The organism is Streptomyces sp. NBC_01006 (genome assembly GCF_045162725.1).
GTDB lineage: Bacteria > Actinomycetota > Actinomycetes > Streptomycetales > Streptomycetaceae > Streptomyces.
This window is the reverse complement of record NZ_CP108701.1, coordinates 492,618-512,528: the sequence shown is the minus strand read 5'-3', so window position 1 is coordinate 512,528 and position 19,911 is coordinate 492,618. Positions and strand designations below refer to the sequence as shown.

The window sequence follows — 19,911 nt, the reverse complement described above, 5'->3', positions numbered from 1 at the left end:
GGCCCGGCCGGTCCCGTCTCTGCGGCGGGCCGCTCCGGAGAACCTGGTGCGCGGTCCCTCGGCGCGGGGCCGCTCGGCCGGCCCCGCGGTTCGTCATGATGACTTCTCGTAGCGGAACCTACTGATCCGGTTGTGACGCGTCGCCCCTCCCTCGGTACCCCCTCCCCCGACAGGTACTGAACGCCGGTGGGTCGGCTTCGGTCCCTGTCCCTTCAGTCACTGCCTAAACCTGCAGGTCAGGCGGCTAGGGCCAGTGGTCCAGGGACTGAAGGGACCCAACTTTCCAGTTATGAGCCGGATATGAACTACCAGGCTTCTTATATGCATGCGCGCATACACGCACGCACATAAAGAGTGGAAGTAGTGATTCTCAGTCCCTTCAGTCCCTGAGCTGGCAGGTCCAACGCTCTGACCTGCATGTTTGTCCAGGGACTGAAAAGAGAGGGACTGAACGAGGGTCCGAGTGGTTCAGTACCTGTCTCCGAGCCCTTCTCCTGGCATGCCTTCGGGGGCTCCGGTGGGCATGGGCTCCTTGCGCCGTACTCAAGGGCCGCTGGAGCCACCGGTCGGGGCCCGGGGGCCCGACCGCGACACGCCCGGGGTGACAGCCGAATCGAAGACGGAACTTTTCCGGACGAACCAGGGTAGAACTTCAGGGACTGAGGGACTGAAGGGACTGAATTCTCAATATGGCGGTGCCTGCCGCCCGAGCCCCCGCAGTCCCTGCGGTAATCTCCGCGATAGTGAATCTTCAGTCCCTCTGGTCCCTGAGGCGCAGGTCAGCCAGCCTGTACGTCAGGGACCGGGCCGGGGACACGAATAGCCGCCCCCGACACCGCGTCAAGGAAGAGCCAGTGCTGGTCCATCCCGAGAACCCGCGCCCCGGCGCGACCGGCGGGACGGCGCTGGACGTGGCGGCCTGGCTGGCCTCGCGCGGCTATCCGGTGCACCCCCTGGCCCCCGGGACCAAGACCCCCGCCGCGAACTGCCGGGAGTGCACGGGCCGTAACCACTCCCCCGAGGCGTGCCCCTGCCATGCGCAAGGCCGTTGGTGCCACGGGTTCCACGCGGCCACGACCGACCCGGACACCCTGCGCGAATGGTGGCGCAGGGAGCCCGAGTTCGGCATCGGCGTGGCCTGCGGCGCCGCAGGGCTCGTCATCATCGACGTGGACGCCCACGCGACCGAGCTGCCCGACCGGCAGCGGCTGCTGCCCGGCATCCCCATCGACGACCGCGTCGACCTGACCGGACTGCAGAGCGGATTCGACACCTTGGCGCTCCTGGCGGCCTACCGGTCCCGGCCCGACCCCTGCGAGGACGCCTCGACCCTGCGGGTCCGTACGCCCTCCGGGGGGATGCACATCTGGTACCGGGCGCCCAAGGGAGGTTTGAGGCTGCGGTGTTCCAGCGGGTCGAGCTCCAGGGTCGCGCTGGCCTGGCAGGTCGACGTGAGGGCCGAGGGGGGCTACATCGTGGCGCCGACGACGCGTACGGCCGCCGGTGTGTACCGGGCGTTGCCCGGGGCCCGGCTGCCCGCGCCCCTGCCGCTGTGGCTGGCCGCCGAGCTCGTCCGCACGGGGCACGTGGACTCCCCCGTGCCCACCGCACCTCCCGCGCCCTCCCCCGGCCCTTCTCCGGCCGCCGGACCCGCGTCGGGTCGTCCCCTGCGCGGCGGTCGACAGGAGGCCGGGAGGCGGCTGCTGAGGGGCCTTCTGGAGGAAGTCGGCTCCTGCGGGGCGAGCCCGTCCGGAACGGCCTTCAGCGAGAAGCTCAACCGGGCGGCCTTCACCGCGGGCGGGCTCGTCGCCGGCGGCCACCTCGACGCGGCGGAGGGCCGCCTGCTCCTGCTCGAAGCGGCGGACCGGGCGCGGCCCCGCCAGTCGCGCCGCAACGTCCTCATCGTCGACTCAGGGCTGCGCGCCGGAAGCGATCGGCCGATCCACCCCAAGGAACGCACATGAGCAGCGCCAAGAGCACGGGGTTCAACGCCCAGGCGGCGGCGGAACAGCTCGCCGCGTTCACGGCCGAGGCGACCGTGGAGCCGGGTGTGTCCGGAATGTCCGGTGAGTCCGCCGCCCCGCCCGCCGGGTCGCCGGCGCCCACGGCGTCCGCCGTGTTCGCCGCCACGGCGGCGCGCGGCAGACGGCGCCTGCCCGCCCAGCAGAGCGCGGCCCCGGTTCCCGGGGGCGGGGGCGCCGCCGACTTCATCCAGACCGGCCTCCTGCACAACCTCAGCGACCGTGGCAACGCCAAGCTGTTCGCCCACCTCCACCACGACCGGTTCCGGCACGTCGAGGGGCTCGGCTGGTACGTCTGGGACGAGTACCGCTGGAAGCGCACCGGCGGCGAGAAGGCCGCCATCTGGGCCGCGGGCGACATGGCGGAGGAACTGCCCCTGCACGACCCGCGCGGCGCCTTCACCGACCGGGAGCTGGCCCAGCACCGCAAGCGCGCGATGTCCACCTCGGGCGTCAAGGCGATGCTCACCCAGGCGAAGGCCTCCCCCGAACTGGCCCTGGACCCCGACACCCTGGACGGCGACAAGTACGCCCTGTGCACCCCGGCGGGCGTCGTGGACCTCCGTACGGGTGACCTGCACAAGCCCGACCCCACGCGCGACCTGCACTCGCGGGCCACCCACCTGGCGCCCGAGGCGATGCCGACGCCCCGGTTCCACCGCTTCCTCGACGAGACGTTCGGGGACGACGAGAAGGGCCAGGAGATGATCCACTTTCTTCATCTCCTGCTCGGCTACTCCATCACCGGCGACGTCGGCGGGCAGGTCCTGCCCTTCCTCTACGGCGTCGGCGCGAACGGCAAGTCCGCCCTCCTCGACGTCGTCATCAAGATCCTCGGGGACTACGCGGACGTGGCGCCGCCCGGCTTCCTGATGGAGCGCGGCAAGTTCAACGAGCACTCCACCGAGCTGACCGAACTGCACGGCCGGCGCCTGTTCGTCTGCAGCGAGCTCAAGCCGCACGACAAGTTCGACGAGGCCCGGGTCAAGCTGCTGACCGGTGGTGACCGGCTCAAGGCCCGGCGGATGCGGCAGGACTTCTTCAGCTTCGAGCCCACCCACAAGCTCTGGCTGCTCGGCAACCACCGTCCCGAAGTCGGCACCGGCGGACATGCGTTCTGGCGACGCATCCGGCTCATCCCGTTCGAGAAGGTCGTCCCCGACCACCGCAAGATCGACAACCTGGCGGAGACACTCGTACAGGAGGAGGGTCCCGGCATCCTCCACTGGATGATCCAGGGGGCCAAGGCCTACCTCGCCGCCAAGCCGGCCCTGACGGGGCCGAGCGTGGTGCGCAGCGCCACGCAGGCGTACGCGACGACCGAGGACCACATCGGGCGGTTCCTCGCGGAGTGCTGCACCACGGGCGGCGCCGACCTGCCCGATCCCCGCGACCTCAAGGTCGAGCAGGGCGCCCTGTACCGCGCGTACAGTGCCTGGTGCCTCGACGGCGAGGGGCTGCGGCCCGCGACCACGCGCGCGTTCGCGACACGCATCCGCGCCGAGGTCGGTGTCGCCTCGCCGAACGAGATGCTCCGCTCGAACGGGCAGAAGTTCTACCCCGGGCTGGCCCTCCTGGCCGATGAGGAGCAGACTCCGCGCGAGGCGAACAGGGCAACCACGACGTGATCGGACGATGGGTGATGCCGCCCCGGGGTGGGCACGCCTACGATGGACAAGGACGATGAACAGACCCACCACCCGGCTGCGGCCCGCAGGGCCCTGCTGCATACCGACATCGGCGCCGCCGCCCGCGGCGTGGAGGGACCAGGGGCCCCACCGGGCCCACGTGATCGAGGAGGGACCCAGGCCATGAGCTCGCTACTGACATCAAGCGATCTCGCCCACGAGGACAAAGTGGTGTGGCTGGAGGACCCCGAAGAGCTCGACTACGTGCGCCAGGCCCTGGACAAAACGCCCCGCCGCCGGGGCAAGCCGCGTTATCACCGCGACGGGCGCATGATCGGCTTCACCGAGCTCGGCGACACCGCCGAGGCGGATCCGGACAGCGGCCTGCAGAAGCGGCGCGTCTTCTACCTGCTGCCGCACGACCGGGATGCCGAGCCGCACGGCCTGTACCGGGAGGGCGCGCCGGGCGAGGCGGTCGACCCGCGGACGATCGGGCCGCGGCAGGTGGGCAGGAAGACGGAGCGCTCGCAGAGGGGTCTGTCGGCGCCCACGGTCGCGTGACGTCGGACGCGTGGTGTGGCGCCTGATTTGGGGCGCCTGCTTGGGCTCCTGACTTCCGGATTCCTGGTCTCCGTTTCTGATTCCTGATTCCGTTTTTCGGTCCCTTGAGTCCCTCCGGTCCCTGTTCGGTCCCTCTCCTGTCCCCCGCTGCGGTGTCAGGACGGGGCGAGGACGCAGAACTCGTGGCCCTCCGGATCGGCCAGGCACGTCCACGGGACGTCACCCTGGCCGAGGCCGAGATCGGTGGCGCCCAGGGCCCGCAGCCGGGCCACCTCCGCGTCTTTGTCGTCACCGGGGTACGGGAGCAGGTCGAGGTGCACGCGGTCCGGCACGGTCTTCACGTCGGGCGTACGGATGAACTCGAGGTACGGGCCGACCCTCTTGGCGGAGCGCAACACCGCTTGATCGTCGGTCACCTCGTGCAGGGTCCAGTCCAACGCCCCGTCCCAGAACCGGGCCATGGCCCGCGGATCCGCGCAGTCGACCACCACCGCGGCGATCGGCCCGGTGTCCCGGTAGACCTCCCGGGGCTCCAGCACGCAGAACTCGTTGCCCTCGGGGTCGGCCAGGACCGTCCACGGGACGGCGCGCTGGCCCACGTCGACGGGTGTCGCGCCGAGGGACCGGAGGCGTGCGACCAACGCCGCCTGATGGGCCACGGAGGTGGTGGCGAGATCGAGGTGCACACGGTTCTTCGTCGTCGTCCTGGGTTCCGGGACGGTGACGACGTCGATGCCGACGGCGACCGGGTCCGGCCAGACGAAGGGGCCGGTGGGTCCGACGTACGTGGTCACGCCGGGTGTCCCGGCCGAAGCACTCCAGCCGAGCGCCGCCGCCCAGAACCGGCCGACCGCCGCGTGATCGAGAGCCTTGATGTTCACCTGGACGGGTCGCAGAGCCATGCTGGGGATCCTATGCACTCGCGCTGACACGTCGGATCTCGGTCACTTCAGACCCTGTGGGCGGTCCTCAGAACGCGAAGTCGACGTAATCGATGTCGGTGAACTCCACCAGCAGGCCGCCGGCGCGGGCGCCGTTGTCCTTGAAGTAGATCTCCTGGAGGCCTTCCGCGGCGATGGCGCGGAGCTGTGCCTCGCCGGCGCCGGCCTCCTGGGCGGCGAAGAGGCGGCCCGCGTACTCCGGGGGCAGGTGCTGGGTGATCCGGCGCATACGGCCGTCGTCGGTGGTGCCGGGGGCGGCGGTGAAGCCGAAGCGGGCGCGGGTCTCGATGACCAGACCGGTCGTCCGGGCGGCCTTCGTACGGGCGCGCCTGCGCACCAGGGGCTGCCAGCGGCGGCGTACCTCGGACTCCAGGCGGGCGGCGAGGGCCGGCTTGGGCTGCCTGAGCTGGTCCCTGACGTAGCGCTCGACCGTGCGCTGGGAGGTGCCGAGCAGGCGGGCCGCTTCGCGGGTGGACTTGAGCTGCTTGACGAGGAAACGCATCTGGGCGCCCGCCGACTTGGGGACGGGGCGGGTGAAGTGCTGTTCGTCGGCGCGGGTGAGGCTGTCGTCGATCTCGGGCATGTCCGGCTACTCTCCGTCGGCCGCGGCGTCGTGGCCCTTGATGTGGCGGGCGGGGTTGAGTCCCTGGTCGAGCATCTCGACGGCCCACAGGAGGGGCTGGGTGCCCTCGTGCTTGACCATGCCGGGGCTGACGCCGAGGCGGAAGCCGCCGGGGAGCGGCTTGCCCTCGGGGGTGCGGGGGAGGAAGTCGAGGGGGCTGGGGCCGTCGGAGAGGTACACCGCGCAGTCCGAGAGGACGGCGATGGGGTGGAGGCCGGCGGCTGCGAGCTTGACCATCTTGCGGTGCATGTTGACACGGGCCGTGGAGATGACGGCGGCGCGGATGTCGGGGCGCCAGGTGGGGCGTTCGAGGGCGGGCCAGGGCTCGCCCGGGCGGTACGCGGCGCCCTGGGGGCGTTCGCGGAGCTTGCCGATGCCGCCCTTGACGGTGGACTTGATGGCCGAGAGGACCGGCTTCAGCACGGGGTCGGGGTGCTCCTGGAGCTCGGCCATCGCCGCGAGGAACTCGGGCTCGGGGAGCGCGGAGGTGACGCCGAGGTCCGCCATGGTGGCCACGTACGCGTCGCGCAGGCGGGTGTACCAGGCGTCGAGGTACGGGCCGTGGTCCGGGCGGAGCCAGGCCTCGGTGGGGTGGACGGGGTGGCCGAGCTCCTGGGCGTAGGCGAGGGTCGGGGTCGCGTACCAGGCGGGGCCGGTGGGCGGGTGGCCGCCCGGGGTGAAGGGGCTGGGGAGGCGCGGGTCGAGTTCGAGGGAGGAGAGGTCCGCGAGCCAGCAGCCGGGGATCTTCGGGTCGAAGCGCGGGGCCCGGGTGTGGACGGCGGGGCCGAGGCCGACGGGGAGGCGGTTGGCCGCCGCGGCGAAGGCCATGTTCACGTCGACGCCGACGGCGTGGGTGCGGGTGCACTCGGCGTCGGTGAGGAGCTGGGGGTCGCGGATCCAGTCGTACGCCTCCTCGTCGAGGACCTGGTCCGGGGTGCGCTGGTGGGCGCGGGGGTACAGGGCCGCGACGACCGGGTGCTCGTCGGGGGCCTCCGGGGGGGCCGGGTCGACGGGGCGGGTGAGGGAGCCGGCGACGGGTGCGGACTCCCAGGTGTTGGTGTCGGGGTTGCGCGCGGCGCGGGTGGGCGGGCGCAGGGCCGTCATGAGTTCGAGGCCGGACACGGCGGTGGAGCCGCGGGGGGTGAGGACGCGGGTGGCGTACGTGGTGAGCAGCGCGGCGAGTTCCGGGGCGGGGAGCTCGGCGGTGTGCTCGCCCCAGGCACGGGCGTCGAGCGCGCCCCAGGGGAGGACCGCGAGCTGGACGCACTGGCGGCCGGTGGTGGGGGTGGCCGGGCGGTAGATGCGGGGCCAGGGGCCGAAGCCGCGGCGGGTGAGCTGCCACTTGGCCTTGGCCAGGAGCTTGAGGGTGGGGTGGTTGTCCGGGAGGCGGAGGGTGCGGCGGTCTTCGAGGGTGGGGGGAAGGCCGAGCGCCTCGGCGGCGGCGGGGGTGAGGACGAGGAGGGGGTCGCCGTCCTTGCCGTTGCGGTGGAGGCGGGGGGAGCGGAGGTCGGCGTCGGGGGAGAGGGCCCAGGCGATGAGGGTGGGGAGGTCGGTGCGGGCCTTGGGGGGGAGGGGGAGGAGCAGGCCGGAGGCGGCGTGGGCCTTGTCGGTGCCGTCGAGGACGACGAGGGGGCCGTTGCCTTCGAGGGGGGTGGGGAGGGGGGCCTTGGCCTTGGCGGGCCGCTGCTGCGGGGTGGGGGGAGCGTTAACGGCGTTAACGGTCGGCGGGGCTGCCGAGGCGGCTGCCGGTGCCGGTGCCGGCACCGGTGCCGGAGCCGTAGCCGGAGCCGTAGCCGGGGCCGGGGCGTTAACGGCGTTAATGCTCGGCGGGGCCGGAGTCGGTGCCTGGGCGTTAACGGCGTTAACGCCGTTAACGGTCGGCGAGGACGCCGGGGGAGGGGGCGGGGCATTAACGGCGTTAACGGTCGGGGTGGGGCGGAGGGTGGAGAGGCCTTCCAGGAGGCGGGCGTAGGCGGCGCGCTTGGGGGCGCGGGGGGCCGTACGGCCGGTCTCCCAGGACGTGACCGTTTCGCGGCGGACGGAGAGGGCCTTGGCGATCTGGTCCTGGCTGAGGCCTGCGGCTTCGCGCAGGCGCTTGCGCTCGTCCGGGTGGGGGAGCGGGTCCTGGGCGGCTTCCTCCAGCAGCGCGTCGACCGCTGCGAAGAGGCTCTCTTGTTCGTCGGGCATCGGTACTTACCTCCGTGTGCAGCCTAGGTGAACCGCACGGCTGAACGCACATGAAGCGCACGTGGGGGCCATTGACGGCGTTAACGGCGTTAACGCCGTTAACGCCCCCGGCGTGGGTGTTGCCGCCGATGCCCTGCTCAGAGTCGCTGCATCAGGAGCTCGGTAACGGCCTTGAGGTCGTCGGGGGTGAGGTGCGCCGTCAGGCCGTCCGCGATCGTCTCCGGGGAGTCCGTCGCGATCGTGATCCGGGGGGCGGCGGGGGACCGGGTGGGTTCGGGCGCCTGTGCCGCAGCCGGAGCGTTAACGGCGTTAACGGTCGGAGGGGCCGGAGCCGGATTCGGAGCCGCAGCCGCAGCCGGGGCCGGGGCCGGGGCGTTAACGGCGTTAACGCCGTTAACGGTCGGCGGGGGAGTGTGCATGCGCTGGCGCGGCGGGTTGGGGGCGTTCAGGGTCTCGTCGGCCGCCGCCTCCTGCCGCTCCTGGGGGAGCCGCCCGATCCGGCGGGCCGGCTCGACCTTGAGCTCCCCCGTGTCGACCTTCTCCTGGAGGGCCGGGGTGAGGTTCAGGAGGGTCAGGCGCTGGGAGACCCAGGCCGCCGTCTTGCCCAGCCGCTTCGCGACCTGGGCCTGGGAGCCGTGGACGTCGACGAGCTCCTGGAGTGCACGGGCCTGGTCCATGGGGGCGACGTCCACGCGGTGGACGTTGGCGATCAGGGCCGATTCCAGGATGTCCGCCGCGGAGGCGGAGAGGGCGTCGTTGACATGGATGTGCATGGTCTTCAGCCCGGCCAGCTGTGCCGCCGCGAGACGGCGGTTGCCGTCGATGACCACGTACGGGGCGCGGCCCAGGCCGTCGGTCTGGCCCGGGTGGGCTTCCATGAAGGCCATGCGGGTGGCGACCGCGAGGGGCTGGAGCTGGCCGCGGGAGATGAGGGACTGGGCCAGCTCGTCGAGTTCGGTGAGGTCCTCGCGGAGGTTGAACGGGTTGTGTGCGAGGGCCTCGATGGGGACCTCGGACGGCGCGACCATGCCGGACGTGGGGGCTCCGGTGGCCTCCGCGATCGCCGCGCGGCGGGGGCTGACGCCGACCGGCTGGGCCCGTGCGAAGGATGCCGAGACTCCGAGTTTGTCGGCCTTGCTCATGAGATCTCCCTGGCGAGGGCGCGCAGCGCGATGGCCTGGTCGCCCTTGGGTGAGTAGACGAACAGCGGCTGCTTCACGCGGACGGCTTCGCGCTGTTCCTTGAGGTCGGGAACGATCGCGACGACACGCGGATCCTTTATGTCCATCCAGGCCTGGAGCGAGGAGGTCGCGATGTAGCCGCGGCGGCCGTCGTAGAGGTTGACGACGAGCCCGAGGTAGTCGATGTCCAGGCTGAGGTCGTCGCGCAGGTCGTTGATCTGGGAGGTGAGGAGGTCGTACGCGTCGGCCGACGAGTCCTCCGCCTGTACGACGATCAGCGCGCCCGAGGCGCCCGGCTGCTCGGCGTCGCGGCGACGCCCGTAGTAGATGGCGGCGTCCATGCTGAGGCCGAGGCTCGGCGGGCAGTCGATGAGGATGACGTCGTACTCGGACTCGACGGGGGCCAGTGCGCGTTCGAGGGCGGCCTCGCGGGCGCGGACGGTGGAGAGGCGGACGTCGAGGAGGAAGGCGTCCGTGCAGGCGGGCAGGAGGTGGAGGCGGTTGCCGAAGCGCTGGTCCGGGACGGGGACGATCAGGTCGGCGAGGGGGCCCTTGGCCTCGCCGGCCATGTGGCAGGTGAGGCTGTCGCCGCCGATGGGCAGCGGCTGCTGGCCGAGCTGCTTGGTGAGGTGGCCCTGGGGGTCGAAGTCGACCAGCAGGACGCGCATGCCGAGGCCGGGCAGGTCTTCGAGGTCGAGGGGCGTCGTTTCGGTGGGCTGGTGCCCGCTCTCCCTGCCGTCCCTGCCGTCCCTGCCGTCCTCGCCGTCTTCGGTCGCCGAGAGGCGGGCCAGCTGGCGGGCGATGCGGACGGGGTGGAGGCTGTCCGGGTCCTCGGCGAGGGCCTCGGCGGTGCCGGCGGTGATGGCGGTCTTGCCGACGCCGCCCTTCTGGTTGCACACGACGATGCGGCGTACGACGGAGGGCCGCTTGACCGTGGGCGCCGGGTTCATCTCCAGCCAGAGGCGGACCGCTTGGGCGAGACCCTGGATGAGGGAGACGCCGCGGTCCTTGGATCCGGCGCGGAAGGACTCCCACTGGCCGGAGGGCAGCCAGGTGGAGAACGATTCGGCGCCCGAGGTGTCGACGGGGGAGGGGGCGGAGGCGAGGGCGCTCCAGTGGGCGATTCCCTGGTGGACGGCGTCCTGGATGTCCACCCGCAGTTGCGCGGTGCGGATTTTCAACTCCTGGCGGAGCCACGGAGGGAGCTTGGAGACGACCTTTTCTCGGTCGCTCTGAGGCGAGGGTGAAGTCATGAGAGGGACTTTACTAACGTTCGTGGGCCGATGTGCGCGCCACGCTTGGGTTTTGCTAACGAAATGGTCCGCCATTGCGTGTCGGATCGGGTGTGGGACTCGGTCTGACGGGATCCGGGTACGCGACAGGGCGGCCTCGCACACGCCGTAGCGAGCACCCCCGTGGTTCACCACGGCGTGCGCGAGGCCGCCCTGGATACGTCGTCAGCCGACCGGTACCGCCGGGGAGTCCGGGGCGGTGGCCAGCCCGAGCTCGGCCCGGCACTCGGGCGAGCCGGCCGGGTCGAAGTGGGGGAGGCGGTCTGCGGGGACGATGCCCGGGAGGAGGAAGTTCCACAGGTCGATGATCCGGGCGTGCAGGTCGCCGCGGCCGGTGCGGACGTGTGAGGTGACCTGGATCCCGGTGAACGAGCCGACGAGGAGCGTCGAGAGGTCGTACAGGTCGAGCGACGGGAGGACGTCGCCGCGGTCCTGGGCCGGCTTCAGGCAGCCGAAGGCGGTGTCGATCCAGATGTTGTACGGGGTGGGGTCGGGGTCGGTGAAGGAACCGAACTCGATGACGAGGCGGATGGCGGCGCGGATGCGGACGTTGGAGCGCAGTCCGTACGCCATCTGGTGGGTCAGGTCGATGACCGTCTGGAGGCCGGGTTCCTCGATGGCGGGGACACCGTCGGAGACTTGGAACTGCTCGTCCATCAGGGTGCGGGCGAGGGCTTCCTTGGACTGGAAGTGGAAGTACAGGGCGCCCTTGGTGACTCCGGCGTGCTTGACCACGTCGCTGAGGCTGGCGGCGCCGAAGCCGAAGCGGTCGAAGGCGACGGCTGCGCCGTCGAGGATCGCCTGCCGGGTGATCTCGGCACGTTCCTGGCGGGCCCTTGCCATGTGGGGGTCTCCTGGTGCAGTGGCGCTTGCCGCTCGTCGTTGCTGGTGTGCGGGCCCTGGGCCCGCTGCCGCGGCCAGGGCTGGTACAAGGTTCAATCTAGTCGGGTGACGCCAAAGAAAACCAGTCGACAAGTACTTTTTAGTGGCGGGCGACTGACGGTTTGTAGGAGCTGAAGCCTTCGACGGCGTTAACGGCGTTAACGCCGTTAACGGTCGGACCCCGGCCCCCTGGATGTGTGGGGCGGGCAGCCTTCGGCGTTAACGGCGTTAACGGCGTTAACGGTCCGGCCTGGCCCCAGAGTCCGGCCGGGTGGAGCCCCGGCGTTAACGCCGTTAACGCCGTTAACGGTCCGCGGTGTGCGGGGTGGTCGCGGAGTCCAGGGCTGTGAGTGCCGTCGGCCAGGGGAAGTGGGGCGGGGCGTCGGGGCCGGCCGGGCCGGGGACGAAGCCGCCCTCGCCGTAGAGGACGGTGACGCCGGCGCCGCGCAGGGTGGCCAGGGACTGGTCGAACTGCGGGTGGGCGGCGAGGGCGGCGTTCATGCAGGGCATGGTGACCACGGGGGTGCCCTTGCCGATCGCCTCGGCGGCGACGCCGACGGCGAAGCGGTCCGTGAGGCCGAGGGCCCAGGCGTTGAGGGAGTTGAAGGTGGCCGGGGCGAAGAGCAGGGCGTCGGCGGCCGGCCATACGTCTGGCTCGCCCGGGAGTTTGTACTGCCATCGCACGGGGTGGCCGGTCAGGGCGGCCAGGCCGTCGAGGCTTCCGGAGAGCCAGTGCGCGGCGGTGGGCGTGAGGCCGAGGCAGACGTCCCAGCCGCGGGACTGGGCGTCCTCGATCACGTGGGCCACGTCGAAGACGGGCGGGGCGGCGGAGCAGAGCAGGTAGAGAGTCCTCGTGGGGGTCATACCGACATGTGATCACATTGCTTGATCTCGACCCTAGTTGAGGGACTGCGATCGGCCACTTTGAGCGAAGCACGAGTCTTTTTCGCGGAGCGGCGATGAGTTTTGGGCCGGGGCGGGGTCTACCCCTGGACAGAGGATGGCACCAAGTGCGACAGGAGCATGTGGAGATGGACAAGCCGGCTAAGGGCCCCGCCAGTTACTTCCCTTCGATCGAGAAGAAGTACGGGCGCCCCGTCGCGGAGTGGAAGGACCTGATCCGGTCCTCGCCGCTGACCAAGCACATGGAGCTCGTCTCCTGGCTCAAGGCCGAGCACGCAGTGGGCCACGGCCACGCCAACGCCCTCGTCGCGCACACCCTCGGCGAGGACGCGGGACGGGCCTGAGCCGCCGCCCGTGGACGCTCGCGTATGAAGTTGAGCTTTTCGGCGATGTCGCGTCTCGTCGCGGCGGGCTTGACTTGAGTCATGACACAGACACACGCATCTACGGATGATTCGGCCGCCACCCTCGTCATCGGAGGGAACGGCAAGACCGGGCGGCGCGTCGCGCAGAAGCTCCGCGTCCAGGGGCGTCCCGTACGGATCGGGTCGCGGACCGGGGCTCCCGCCTTCGACTGGAACGTACCCGGGACCTGGGGCCCGGCGCTGGAGGGCATCGACCGGGTGTACGTGACCTACCACCCGGACCTCGGCTTTCCCGGGGCCGCCGAGCAGGTCGGGGCGTTCTCGGAGGCGGCCGTGGCCGCCGGGGCGGTCCGGCTGGTCCTGCTGTCCGGCCGGGGCGAGGAGGCCGCTCGGCGTGCGGAGGAGCGACTGGAGGTCTCCGGGGCGGACTGGACGGTCGTCCGGGCCAGCTGGTTCAACCAGAACTTCGACGAGGACTTCTTCCTGGAGCCCGTACGGGCCGGGGAGATCGCCCTGCCCACCGCGGACGCCGTCGAGGCCTTCGTCGACACCGACGACATCGCCGACGTGGTGGTGGCCGCGCTCACCGACGACCGGCACATCGGCCGGACGTACGAGCTGTCCGGACCGCGGCTGATCAGCTTCGCCGACGTCGCCGCCGAGCTGTCGAAGGCGACGGGGCGCGAGATCGCGTACGTGCCCGTCTCGGACGCGGAGTACCGGGCGGTGCTCCGCGAGAACGGCCTGCCGCAGGAGTTCGCCGACCTGTTCGGGCAGATCCTGGACGGGCGCAACGCGCATCTGGTGCACGGGGTGGAGGAGGTGCTCGGCCGGAAGCCGAAGGACTTCGCCGACTACGCGCGCGAGGCGGCGGCGAGCGGTGTCTGGGAGGTTTGAGTTTCCGGCACGGGCCGGGCTCGCGGGGGAGGATGGTCCCATGGACACGCTGACCGGTCTCCTCGAAGGCCCCAAGGCCCGGGGTGCCTTCCTCCTCAAGACCGTCTTCAACCCGCCCTGGGCGGTACGGATCGAGGACCGGGCCCCGCTGTCGGTGGCCACGATGGTGCACGGATCGAGCTGGCTGCTCCCCGACGGCGGCGAGCCCGTACGGATCGGCCCCGGGGACGTGGCCGTCGTACGGGGACCCGAGCCGTACACGATCGCCGACTCCCCGGACACGCCGGTGCAGATCAGGGTGGACCCGGACCAGCGGTGCAGCACCGAGGGCGGCGAGGACGTCACCGAGAGCATGGCGCTGGGCGTGCGCACGTGGGGCGCGGAGTTCCAGCAGCCCGGGTCGGCGGTGATGCTGAGCGGCACGTACCAGGCGCCGAGCGAGATCGGCCGCCGGCTGCTGGGCGCGCTGCCGACGGTCGTGGTCCGGCCGGCGGCGGCCGCGGACGCCACGCTGATCGGGCTGCTCGCCTCGGAGATCTCCCGGGACGAGCCGGGCCAGGAGCTCGTCCTGGACCGGCTGTTGGACCTGCTGCTGATCGGGGTGCTGCGCACGTGGCTCGCGGATCCCGACTCGGGGGCCCCGGGCTGGTACCGGGCGCAGGGCGATCCGGTGGTCGGCCGGGCGCTGCGGCTGCTGCACGAGAACCCGGCCCACGGCTGGACGGTGGAGGAGCTCGCGCACAAGGCCGGGGTCTCGCGAGCCTCGCTGGCGCGGCGGTTCACGGAGCTGGTGGGGGAGCCGCCGATGGCGTACCTGACGGGATGGCGGCTGGCGCTGGCGGCCGATCTGCTGCGGGAGCCGGACGCCACGGTGGCGACGGTGGCCCGGCGGGTGGGGTACGGGTCGGCGTTCGCGCTGTCGACGGCCTTCAAGCGGGTACGGGGCGTGAGCCCGCAGGAGTTCCGTACGGGGGCGGCGGCCGCGTCGGTGCCCCTGGTGGAGGCTGCCGCCGCGCCGCCGCCCTCGCGCACGGTGGTCCTGCCGACGACTTAGGCCGGCGGGAGGTCCAGTACGGCCACGGTCTGGCCGCCGCTCAGCTCGCCGGTGAGCTGGAAGCCCAGGCCCAGGTAGAACGGCTCGGGCGTGCCGGGGCCGGGCTCCCAGGTCACGTACGCGCGGTCGGAGCCGCGGCGGCGGAGCTCGGCGGTGACGGCCTGGACCGCGAAGCGGCCGTAGCCCTTGGCCTGGTGGGCGGCGGAGACGTTCAGGCGCCAGATACCCGAGCGGATGTCGGCGGGGTCGCGCTCCGGGTCCCAGGCGATGTCGACGAAGGCCATGACGAACCCGACCACCTCGTCGCCGTCGACGACCGCGCGCGGCCAGGCGGTGTCCCCGTGGACGTAGGCCTCGGCGAGGGACTTGACGACGGGGGAGACGAGACGGGTCTGGTCGGGCCGTACCTGGACCGCGCACACAGCATCGAAGTTGGCTGCGGTGACCGGCTCCAGGCGGAGTGCGGAGGTGCTCATGGCCGCACCCTAACCGAGGGCGTGTCCCGCGCCGTCAGCGGATGTTCCGAGGTGGGATCGGTACCAGTGGAAGGAGCTTCTCATGCAGACGAACACCGCAGGTGGCGGCAGCCGGATCGCGACCGTCCTGCTCATGGTCTCGACCGTGCTCGTGGGCCTGATGGCGGGCCTGTTCTTCGCCTTCGACGTCTCGGTGATGCCGGGGCTGGCACGGGGCGACGAGCGGACGTACGTCACCGCGATGCAGAACATCAACGCCGTCATCGACGGGAACGGGCTGTTCGGCACCGTCTTCGTGGTGGCGCTGCTCGCCGCCGTCGCCTCGACGGCCGTGGAACTGCGCAAGGGCCGGCGCGGGGTCGCGCTGTGGGTGGGGGCGGCGGCCGTGCTGTACCTCGTCGTCCTGGTGATCACGTTCACCGTGAACATCCCGCTGAACAACGAGCTCGCGGACGCGGGCGACGCGGCCCGGCTGACCGACTTCTCGATCGTGGACCGGTTCAAGGGGACCTGGGTCGCCACCAACATCGTGCGCACGGTGTGCTGTACGGCGGCGCTGGTCGCCCTCGCGCGGGCGCTGGTGCTGTACGGGCGGGCCACCGCGCGGTGAAGGGCCGCCGGCCCCCGTCAGAGGCGGCCGCTCAGGACCAGGGCCCAGGCCAGGCAGCCGAGGGCGACCGTGCACAGCAGCGTCCGCCAGTGGTTGGCCGGCACCCAGCGTGATGCGAAGGCCTGCCGGACGGCGGCCGGGTCGGCGATGCGCTCGACGGGGCCGGCCTGCTCCAGGGCGTTGTTGAGCGGGATGTTGATCCTGCCCGTGACACCGAGCTGGAGGGCGTACGCGACGAGCGCGGCGATCAGCGGCGGCGCGACGGAGCCCGCGCCGGAGGCGAGGTGCAGGACCAGGGCGAGGGCCGTCAGCAGCAGGGAGCCGAGGAAGGCGGTCATGAACAGGCCGTTGATGATGGCGACGTTGACGCGCTGCATCACCTCGATGGCCGTCCGGTCGTCCGAGCGCCGCAGCGCAGGCATCACGGACACGTCGAAGGCGAAGAACAGGCCCGCCATCAGGCCCGTGGTGATGGTCGCGGCGATGAGTGCGGCGAGTCGTGCGACGTCCACGTCCGGTTCCCCCTGCTGAGGTCTGCTTGCGGTCGTTTACGGGTCATCGAATGGTCAAGGCGCTGATCGTACGGTGGAGGAGTCCTCGGAAAGTGTGTGTCCACGCCACAACTCTGCCGGGAAACGACCGGTTCTCGCGGACCTGCTGGCACCATGCATCCACCTGCCGTCGTCTGCGCACCGCGCACTCCCTGGAGGACACACGTGAAGGACTCGAAGGACAGGCTGGAAGCACTGCGGGCCGAGATCGAGCGCCGCAACCCCGCGCAGCCGGAGTTCCACCAGGCGGTGCGGGAGGTCCTGGAGACGCTGGCACCCGTCTTCGCCGCCCGGCCCGAGTACGCGGATCCGGCGGTGGCGTTGGTGGAGCGGCTGACGGAGCCGGAGCGGCAGATCGTGTTCCGGGTGCCGTGGCAGGACGACCGGGGCCGGGTCCACGTCAACCGCGGCTACCGCGTCGAGTTCAACAGTGCGCTGGGCCCGTACAAGGGCGGTCTCCGCTTCCACCCCTCCGTGGACATCGGTGTGGTGAAGTTCCTGGGCTTCGAGCAGATCTTCAAGAACGCGCTGACGGGGCTGGGGATCGGCGGCGGCAAGGGCGGCAGCGACTTCGACCCGCGCGGCCGCTCGGACGCCGAGGTCATGCGGTTCTGCCAGTCGTTCATGACCGAGCTGCACCGGCACATCGGCGAGCACACCGACGTGCCCGCGGGGGACATCGGCGTCGGCGGCCGCGAGATCGGCTACCTGTTCGGCCAGTACCGGCGCATCACCAACCGCTGGGAGGCCGGCGTCCTGACCGGCAAGGGAGCGGGCTGGGGCGGCTCCGCGATCCGGCCGCAGGCCACCGGCTACGGCAGCGTCCTGTTCGCCGCCGAGATGCTCAAGGTGCGGGGCGAGTCGCTGGACGGGCTGTCGGCGGTGGTCTCCGGCTCGGGCAACGTCGCGCTGTACACGATCGAGAAGCTCCAGCAGCTCGGCGCGAACCCGCTGACCTGCTCGGACTCCCACGGCTACGTCGTCGACGACAAGGGCATCGACCTCGCGCTGCTGAAGCAGATCAAGGAGGTCGAGCGCGGGCGGGTGAGCGAGTACGCGCAGCGGCGCGGCTCCTCGGCGCGGTACGTGCAGGGCGGGCGGGTCTGGGAGGTCCCGGCGGACGTGGCGTTCCCGTCCGCCACGCAGAACGAACTGGACGGCCAGGACGCCCGGACGCTCATCGCGAACGGGGCCAAGGCGGTCTCCGAGGGCGCCAACATGCCGACCACCCCGCAGGCGGTACGGATCCTGCAGGAGGCCGGGGTCGCGTTCGGGCCCGGCAAGGCCGCCAACGCGGGCGGGGTCGCCGTCAGCGCCCTGGAGATGAGCCAGAACGCCGCCCGCATCGCCTGGAGCGCGCAGCGCGTCGAGGACGAACTCGCGGGCATCATGCGCTCGATCCACGCGGTCGCGTACGAGACCGCCGAGCGGTACGGGACCCCGGGCGACTACGTGGCGGGCGCCAACATCGCCGGCTTCGAGCGGGTCGCCGACGCGATGCTCGCCCAGGGCGTCATCTGACCGCCGGGCCGTAGCCTGGGGCCGAGCTGCCGGAGTGAACACCGAGGGGGACGTGACCGTGCTGACGGCGTTGGACGGGGTGTACGGGGATCGGAAGGACGCGATCTCCGTCGCGGGGCGCGGCGCCTCGTACGAGGAACTGCTGGGCGCGGCGCGGGCGGTGGCCGCCGATGTGGCCGGGGCGAAGTCCTTCGCGATGACCGCGACGGCCTCCCTGGAGACCGTCGCCGCCGCGGTCGGGGGGCTGCTGGCCGGGGTGCCGTTCGTACCGCTGCCGCCCGACGCGGGACCCAGCGAGCGCGAGCACATCCTGCGGGACTCCGGGGCCGAGCTCGTGGAGGTGGACTTCGCCCGGCGCTCCGACTGGACCGGGTCCGCGGCCGCGCCCGAGGACCCGGCGCTGGTGCTGTACACCTCCGGGACCACGGGCGCGCCCAAGGGCGTGGTGCTGACCGGCGCCGCGCTCGCCGCCGACCTGGACGCGCTCGCCGGAGCCTGGCAGTGGAGCGCCGAGGACACCCTCGTGCACGGCCTGCCGCTGTTCCACGTGCACGGGCTCGTGCTCGGCGTCCTCGGGGCCCTGCGCACGGGCAGCCGGCTCGTGCACACCGGGCGCCCGACGCCGGAGGCGTATGCGGCGGCGGGCGGGAGCCTGTACTTCGGGGTGCCGACCGTGTGGTCCCGTATCGCCGCGGACCAGGAGGCCGCGGGCGCGCTGTCCGGGGCCCGCCTGCTGGTCTCGGGCAGCGCGGCGCTGCCCGCGCCCGTGTTCCGGGACCTGGAGCGGCTGACCGGGCTGCGGCCGGTGGAGCGGTACGGGATGACGGAGACGCTGATCACGGTCAGCGGGCGGGCGGGCGGCGAGGTCCGGCCCGGTACGGTCGGCACCCCGCTGCCGGGGATCCGTACCCGGATCGCGGCCGAGCCGGGCGCCGAGATCGGGGAACTCCAGCTGACCGGGCCGACGTTGTTCGCCGGGTACCTGGGCCGGCCGGAGGCCACGGCGGCCGCGTACACCGAGGACGGGTGGTTCCGTACGGGCGACATCGCGGCCGTGGACGAGGTGGACGGCGTGCACCGGATCGTGGGGCGGGCCTCCATCGACATGATCAAGTCGGGCGGGTACCGGATCGGCGCCGGGGAGATCGAGAACGCGTTGCTGGACCACCCCGCGGTGAGCGAGGCGGCGGTGGTGGGGGTGCCGGACGCGGACCTGGGGCAGCGGGTCGTGGCGTTCGTGGTGGCGCAGGGGGTGACGGGGGCGGAGCTCACGGACTTCGTCGCCGCGTACCTGTCCGCGCACAAGCGGCCGCGGGAGGTGCGGTTCGTGGCGGCGATCCCGCGCAACGCGATGGGCAAGCCGCAGAAGAAGCTGCTGCTGACGGGGGAGTTCGACCCGCAGGCCCACTGACGGCGGCGCGGTGTGGCGTCGTCGTGGCACCACCTGGCATCACCTGGCACCAGATGGTGTCGGGTGGTGCCATTTCACGTCTCCGAGGGTGCCTGAGCGTGCGTGGCGCCAGCGTGGCGCAGGGATTTTCCTCTACGTTTTCGCAGGTGGGGCCGGGTTTCTCGGGCCCGGCGCCATGTCCGGTGCCATCGGGGCTTGCTTGTGGCGCCACAGTGGTGCCATCATTGAGCCATGGACCTCACGCCCTATGTCGACAACCTCCGCCGCGAACTCGCGGTGGCCGCCGAAGCCGGCGGGGAAGATGCCCGCCGGCTGGCCGAGCGGCTCACTGCTCCTCTGGAGTCGGCGACCCGCCTGACCATGCTCAACGTGCTCTCCGCCGCCATGGACGAGATCACCCGCGAGCTCGCCCCCGGCTCGGTCGACGTACGGCTGCGCGGACTGGACCCCGACTTCGTGGTGACGCTGCCGCCCACCGAGGGCGGCGCCCCCGCCGAGCCGGACGCGCCCTTCGAGCCGCTTCCGAGCCCGATCGCGGCCGACGGCGACGAGGGCGGCACCGCCCGCGTCAACCTGCGCCTGCCGGCCCACCTCAAGGCGCGCGCCGAGGAGGCCGCCAACCGCGAGGGCCTGTCGGTCAACGCCTGGCTGGTACGGGCCGTGTCGGCCGCGGTCGACGGCGGCACCCGGCCCCGGCCGGCGGAGAAGACCCGGACCGTCGGGCAGAGCATCACGGGCTGGGTGCGCTAGCCGCGCCCCTGCCCGCACCGCACCACGTCACTGGCACCACTTCACCCGCACCACTTCA

General features: G+C 71.9%; 19 protein-coding genes. 10 read left to right on the top strand and 9 right to left on the bottom strand.

The annotated features are described in order from the left end of the window. The first annotated feature begins 854 nt into the window (after positions 1-854). The 3 genes from OG509_RS41875 (at position 855) to OG509_RS41865 (ending at position 4,210) form a co-directional block, all read left to right on the top strand. Positions 855-1,964, top strand: coding sequence for a bifunctional DNA primase/polymerase (locus OG509_RS41875; protein WP_331742610.1), 1,110 nt, complete (start codon positions 855-857; stop codon positions 1,962-1,964). Further along, complete coding sequence (locus OG509_RS41870) at positions 1,961-3,649, top strand: phage/plasmid primase, P4 family (RefSeq protein WP_331742607.1); 1,689 nt, start codon at positions 1,961-1,963, stop codon at positions 3,647-3,649. Before OG509_RS41875 ends, OG509_RS41870 begins: the two co-directional genes overlap by 4 nt. 183 nt (positions 3,650-3,832) lie before the next feature. After that, positions 3,833-4,210, top strand: coding sequence for a DUF6009 family protein (locus tag OG509_RS41865; protein ID WP_030872546.1), 378 nt, complete (start codon positions 3,833-3,835; stop codon positions 4,208-4,210). A 155-nt stretch (positions 4,211-4,365) separates the two neighbouring features. Here OG509_RS41865 and OG509_RS41860 read toward each other — a convergent pair whose 3' ends face one another. The 7 genes from OG509_RS41860 to OG509_RS41830 form a co-directional block, all read right to left on the bottom strand. Beyond that, positions 4,366-5,112, bottom strand: coding sequence for a VOC family protein (locus OG509_RS41860; protein ID WP_331742593.1), 747 nt, complete (start codon positions 5,110-5,112; stop codon positions 4,366-4,368). A 67-nt stretch (positions 5,113-5,179) separates the two neighbouring features. Continuing rightward, the gene (gene tpg, locus OG509_RS41855) at positions 5,180-5,734 is read right to left on the bottom strand and encodes a telomere-protecting terminal protein Tpg (protein ID WP_331742590.1); all 555 of its coding nucleotides are present in this window, start codon (positions 5,732-5,734) and stop codon (positions 5,180-5,182) included. Positions 5,735-5,740: 6 nt separating this feature from the next. Continuing rightward, on the bottom strand, positions 5,741-7,960 hold the full coding sequence (tap, locus tag OG509_RS41850; RefSeq protein WP_331742587.1) for a telomere-associated protein Tap: 2,220 nt from the start codon (positions 7,958-7,960) through the stop codon (positions 5,741-5,743). Between the two features lie 137 nt (positions 7,961-8,097). Next, complete coding sequence (locus OG509_RS41845; protein ID WP_331742584.1) at positions 8,098-9,102, bottom strand: ParB/RepB/Spo0J family partition protein; 1,005 nt, start codon at positions 9,100-9,102, stop codon at positions 8,098-8,100. Then, a complete protein-coding gene (locus OG509_RS41840; protein WP_331742580.1) occupies positions 9,099-10,394 on the bottom strand; it encodes a ParA family protein in 1,296 nt (431 codons plus the stop codon). The genes OG509_RS41845 and OG509_RS41840 overlap by 4 nt, the downstream gene beginning before the upstream one ends. 204 nt (positions 10,395-10,598) lie before the next feature. Continuing rightward, entirely contained in the window at positions 10,599-11,276 is a 678-nt protein-coding gene (locus tag OG509_RS41835; RefSeq protein WP_331742577.1) for a ScbR family autoregulator-binding transcription factor, read from the bottom strand. Between the two features lie 342 nt (positions 11,277-11,618). Further along, complete coding sequence (locus tag OG509_RS41830) at positions 11,619-12,179, bottom strand: flavoprotein (protein ID WP_331742574.1); 561 nt, start codon at positions 12,177-12,179, stop codon at positions 11,619-11,621. Between the two features lie 167 nt (positions 12,180-12,346). Here OG509_RS41830 and OG509_RS41825 point away from each other — a divergent pair, with 167 nt between their 5' ends. The 3 genes from OG509_RS41825 (at position 12,347) to OG509_RS41815 (ending at position 14,534) form a co-directional block, all read left to right on the top strand. Next, positions 12,347-12,562 carry a DUF4287 domain-containing protein gene (locus tag OG509_RS41825; protein ID WP_331742571.1) on the top strand — a complete coding sequence of 72 codons (216 nt, stop codon included), beginning with the start codon at positions 12,347-12,349 and terminating at the stop codon, positions 12,560-12,562. Between the two features lie 81 nt (positions 12,563-12,643). Continuing rightward, complete coding sequence (locus tag OG509_RS41820; RefSeq protein WP_331742567.1) at positions 12,644-13,480, top strand: NAD(P)H-binding protein; 837 nt, start codon at positions 12,644-12,646, stop codon at positions 13,478-13,480. 40 nt (positions 13,481-13,520) lie between these two features. Beyond that, complete coding sequence (locus OG509_RS41815) at positions 13,521-14,534, top strand: AraC family transcriptional regulator (RefSeq protein WP_331742565.1); 1,014 nt, start codon at positions 13,521-13,523, stop codon at positions 14,532-14,534. Here the strand turns inward: OG509_RS41815 and OG509_RS41810 are convergent. Continuing rightward, positions 14,531-15,010 carry a GNAT family N-acetyltransferase gene (locus OG509_RS41810; RefSeq protein WP_331742562.1) on the bottom strand — a complete coding sequence of 160 codons (480 nt, stop codon included), beginning with the start codon at positions 15,008-15,010 and terminating at the stop codon, positions 14,531-14,533. The two genes, OG509_RS41815 and OG509_RS41810, sit on opposite strands and share 4 nt — an antisense overlap. A gap of 82 nt (positions 15,011-15,092) precedes the next feature. On the opposite strand from OG509_RS41810, the gene OG509_RS41805 reads away from it, so the two are divergent. After that, positions 15,093-15,620 carry a DUF1772 domain-containing protein gene (locus tag OG509_RS41805; RefSeq protein WP_331742559.1) on the top strand — a complete coding sequence of 176 codons (528 nt, stop codon included), beginning with the start codon at positions 15,093-15,095 and terminating at the stop codon, positions 15,618-15,620. 17 nt (positions 15,621-15,637) lie between these two features. On the opposite strand, the gene OG509_RS41800 is transcribed toward OG509_RS41805, so the two are convergent. Beyond that, positions 15,638-16,132, bottom strand: a complete 495-nt coding sequence (locus OG509_RS41800) for an anthrone oxygenase family protein (RefSeq protein ID WP_331742556.1) — start codon at positions 16,130-16,132, stop codon at positions 15,638-15,640. Positions 16,133-16,336: 204 nt separating this feature from the next. Between OG509_RS41800 and gdhA the strand changes: the two genes are divergently transcribed. The 3 genes from gdhA (at position 16,337) to OG509_RS41785 (ending at position 19,853) form a co-directional block, all read left to right on the top strand. Continuing rightward, positions 16,337-17,692 carry an NADP-specific glutamate dehydrogenase gene (gdhA, locus tag OG509_RS41795; RefSeq protein WP_331742552.1) on the top strand — a complete coding sequence of 452 codons (1,356 nt, stop codon included), beginning with the start codon at positions 16,337-16,339 and terminating at the stop codon, positions 17,690-17,692. Positions 17,693-17,750: 58 nt separating this feature from the next. Beyond that, complete coding sequence (locus OG509_RS41790; RefSeq protein ID WP_331742777.1) at positions 17,751-19,103, top strand: AMP-binding protein; 1,353 nt, start codon at positions 17,751-17,753, stop codon at positions 19,101-19,103. Positions 19,104-19,334: 231 nt separating this feature from the next. Then, complete coding sequence (locus tag OG509_RS41785) at positions 19,335-19,853, top strand: hypothetical protein (protein ID WP_331742549.1); 519 nt, start codon at positions 19,335-19,337, stop codon at positions 19,851-19,853. Positions 19,854-19,911: the final 58 nt, after the last annotated feature.

Bases quoted from the DNA above. Each gene is read 5' to 3' on its own strand.
- OG509_RS41870 (WP_331742607.1), top strand. From the start codon at position 1,961: ATGAGCAGCGCCAAGAGCACGGGGTTCAACGCCCAGGCGGCGGCGGAA.
- OG509_RS41810 (WP_331742562.1), bottom strand. From the start codon at position 15,010: ATGAGCACCTCCGCACTCCGCCTGGAGCCGGTCACCGCAGCCAACTTC.
- OG509_RS41860 (WP_331742593.1), bottom strand. From the start codon at position 5,112: ATGGCTCTGCGACCCGTCCAGGTGAACATCAAGGCTCTCGATCACGCG.
- tap (WP_331742587.1), bottom strand. From the start codon at position 7,960: ATGCCCGACGAACAAGAGAGCCTCTTCGCAGCGGTCGACGCGCTGCTG.
- OG509_RS41820 (WP_331742567.1), top strand. From the start codon at position 12,644: ATGACACAGACACACGCATCTACGGATGATTCGGCCGCCACCCTCGTC.
- OG509_RS41785 (WP_331742549.1), top strand. From the start codon at position 19,335: ATGGACCTCACGCCCTATGTCGACAACCTCCGCCGCGAACTCGCGGTG.
- tpg (WP_331742590.1), bottom strand. From the start codon at position 5,734: ATGCCCGAGATCGACGACAGCCTCACCCGCGCCGACGAACAGCACTTC.
- OG509_RS41815 (WP_331742565.1), top strand. From the start codon at position 13,521: ATGGACACGCTGACCGGTCTCCTCGAAGGCCCCAAGGCCCGGGGTGCC.
- OG509_RS41830 (WP_331742574.1), bottom strand. From the start codon at position 12,179: ATGACCCCCACGAGGACTCTCTACCTGCTCTGCTCCGCCGCCCCGCCC.
- OG509_RS41840 (WP_331742580.1), bottom strand. From the start codon at position 10,394: ATGACTTCACCCTCGCCTCAGAGCGACCGAGAAAAGGTCGTCTCCAAG.
- OG509_RS41845 (WP_331742584.1), bottom strand. From the start codon at position 9,102: ATGAGCAAGGCCGACAAACTCGGAGTCTCGGCATCCTTCGCACGGGCC.
- OG509_RS41865 (WP_030872546.1), top strand. From the start codon at position 3,833: ATGAGCTCGCTACTGACATCAAGCGATCTCGCCCACGAGGACAAAGTG.
- OG509_RS41825 (WP_331742571.1), top strand. From the start codon at position 12,347: ATGGACAAGCCGGCTAAGGGCCCCGCCAGTTACTTCCCTTCGATCGAG.
- OG509_RS41805 (WP_331742559.1), top strand. From the start codon at position 15,093: ATGCAGACGAACACCGCAGGTGGCGGCAGCCGGATCGCGACCGTCCTG.
- OG509_RS41835 (WP_331742577.1), bottom strand. From the start codon at position 11,276: ATGGCAAGGGCCCGCCAGGAACGTGCCGAGATCACCCGGCAGGCGATC.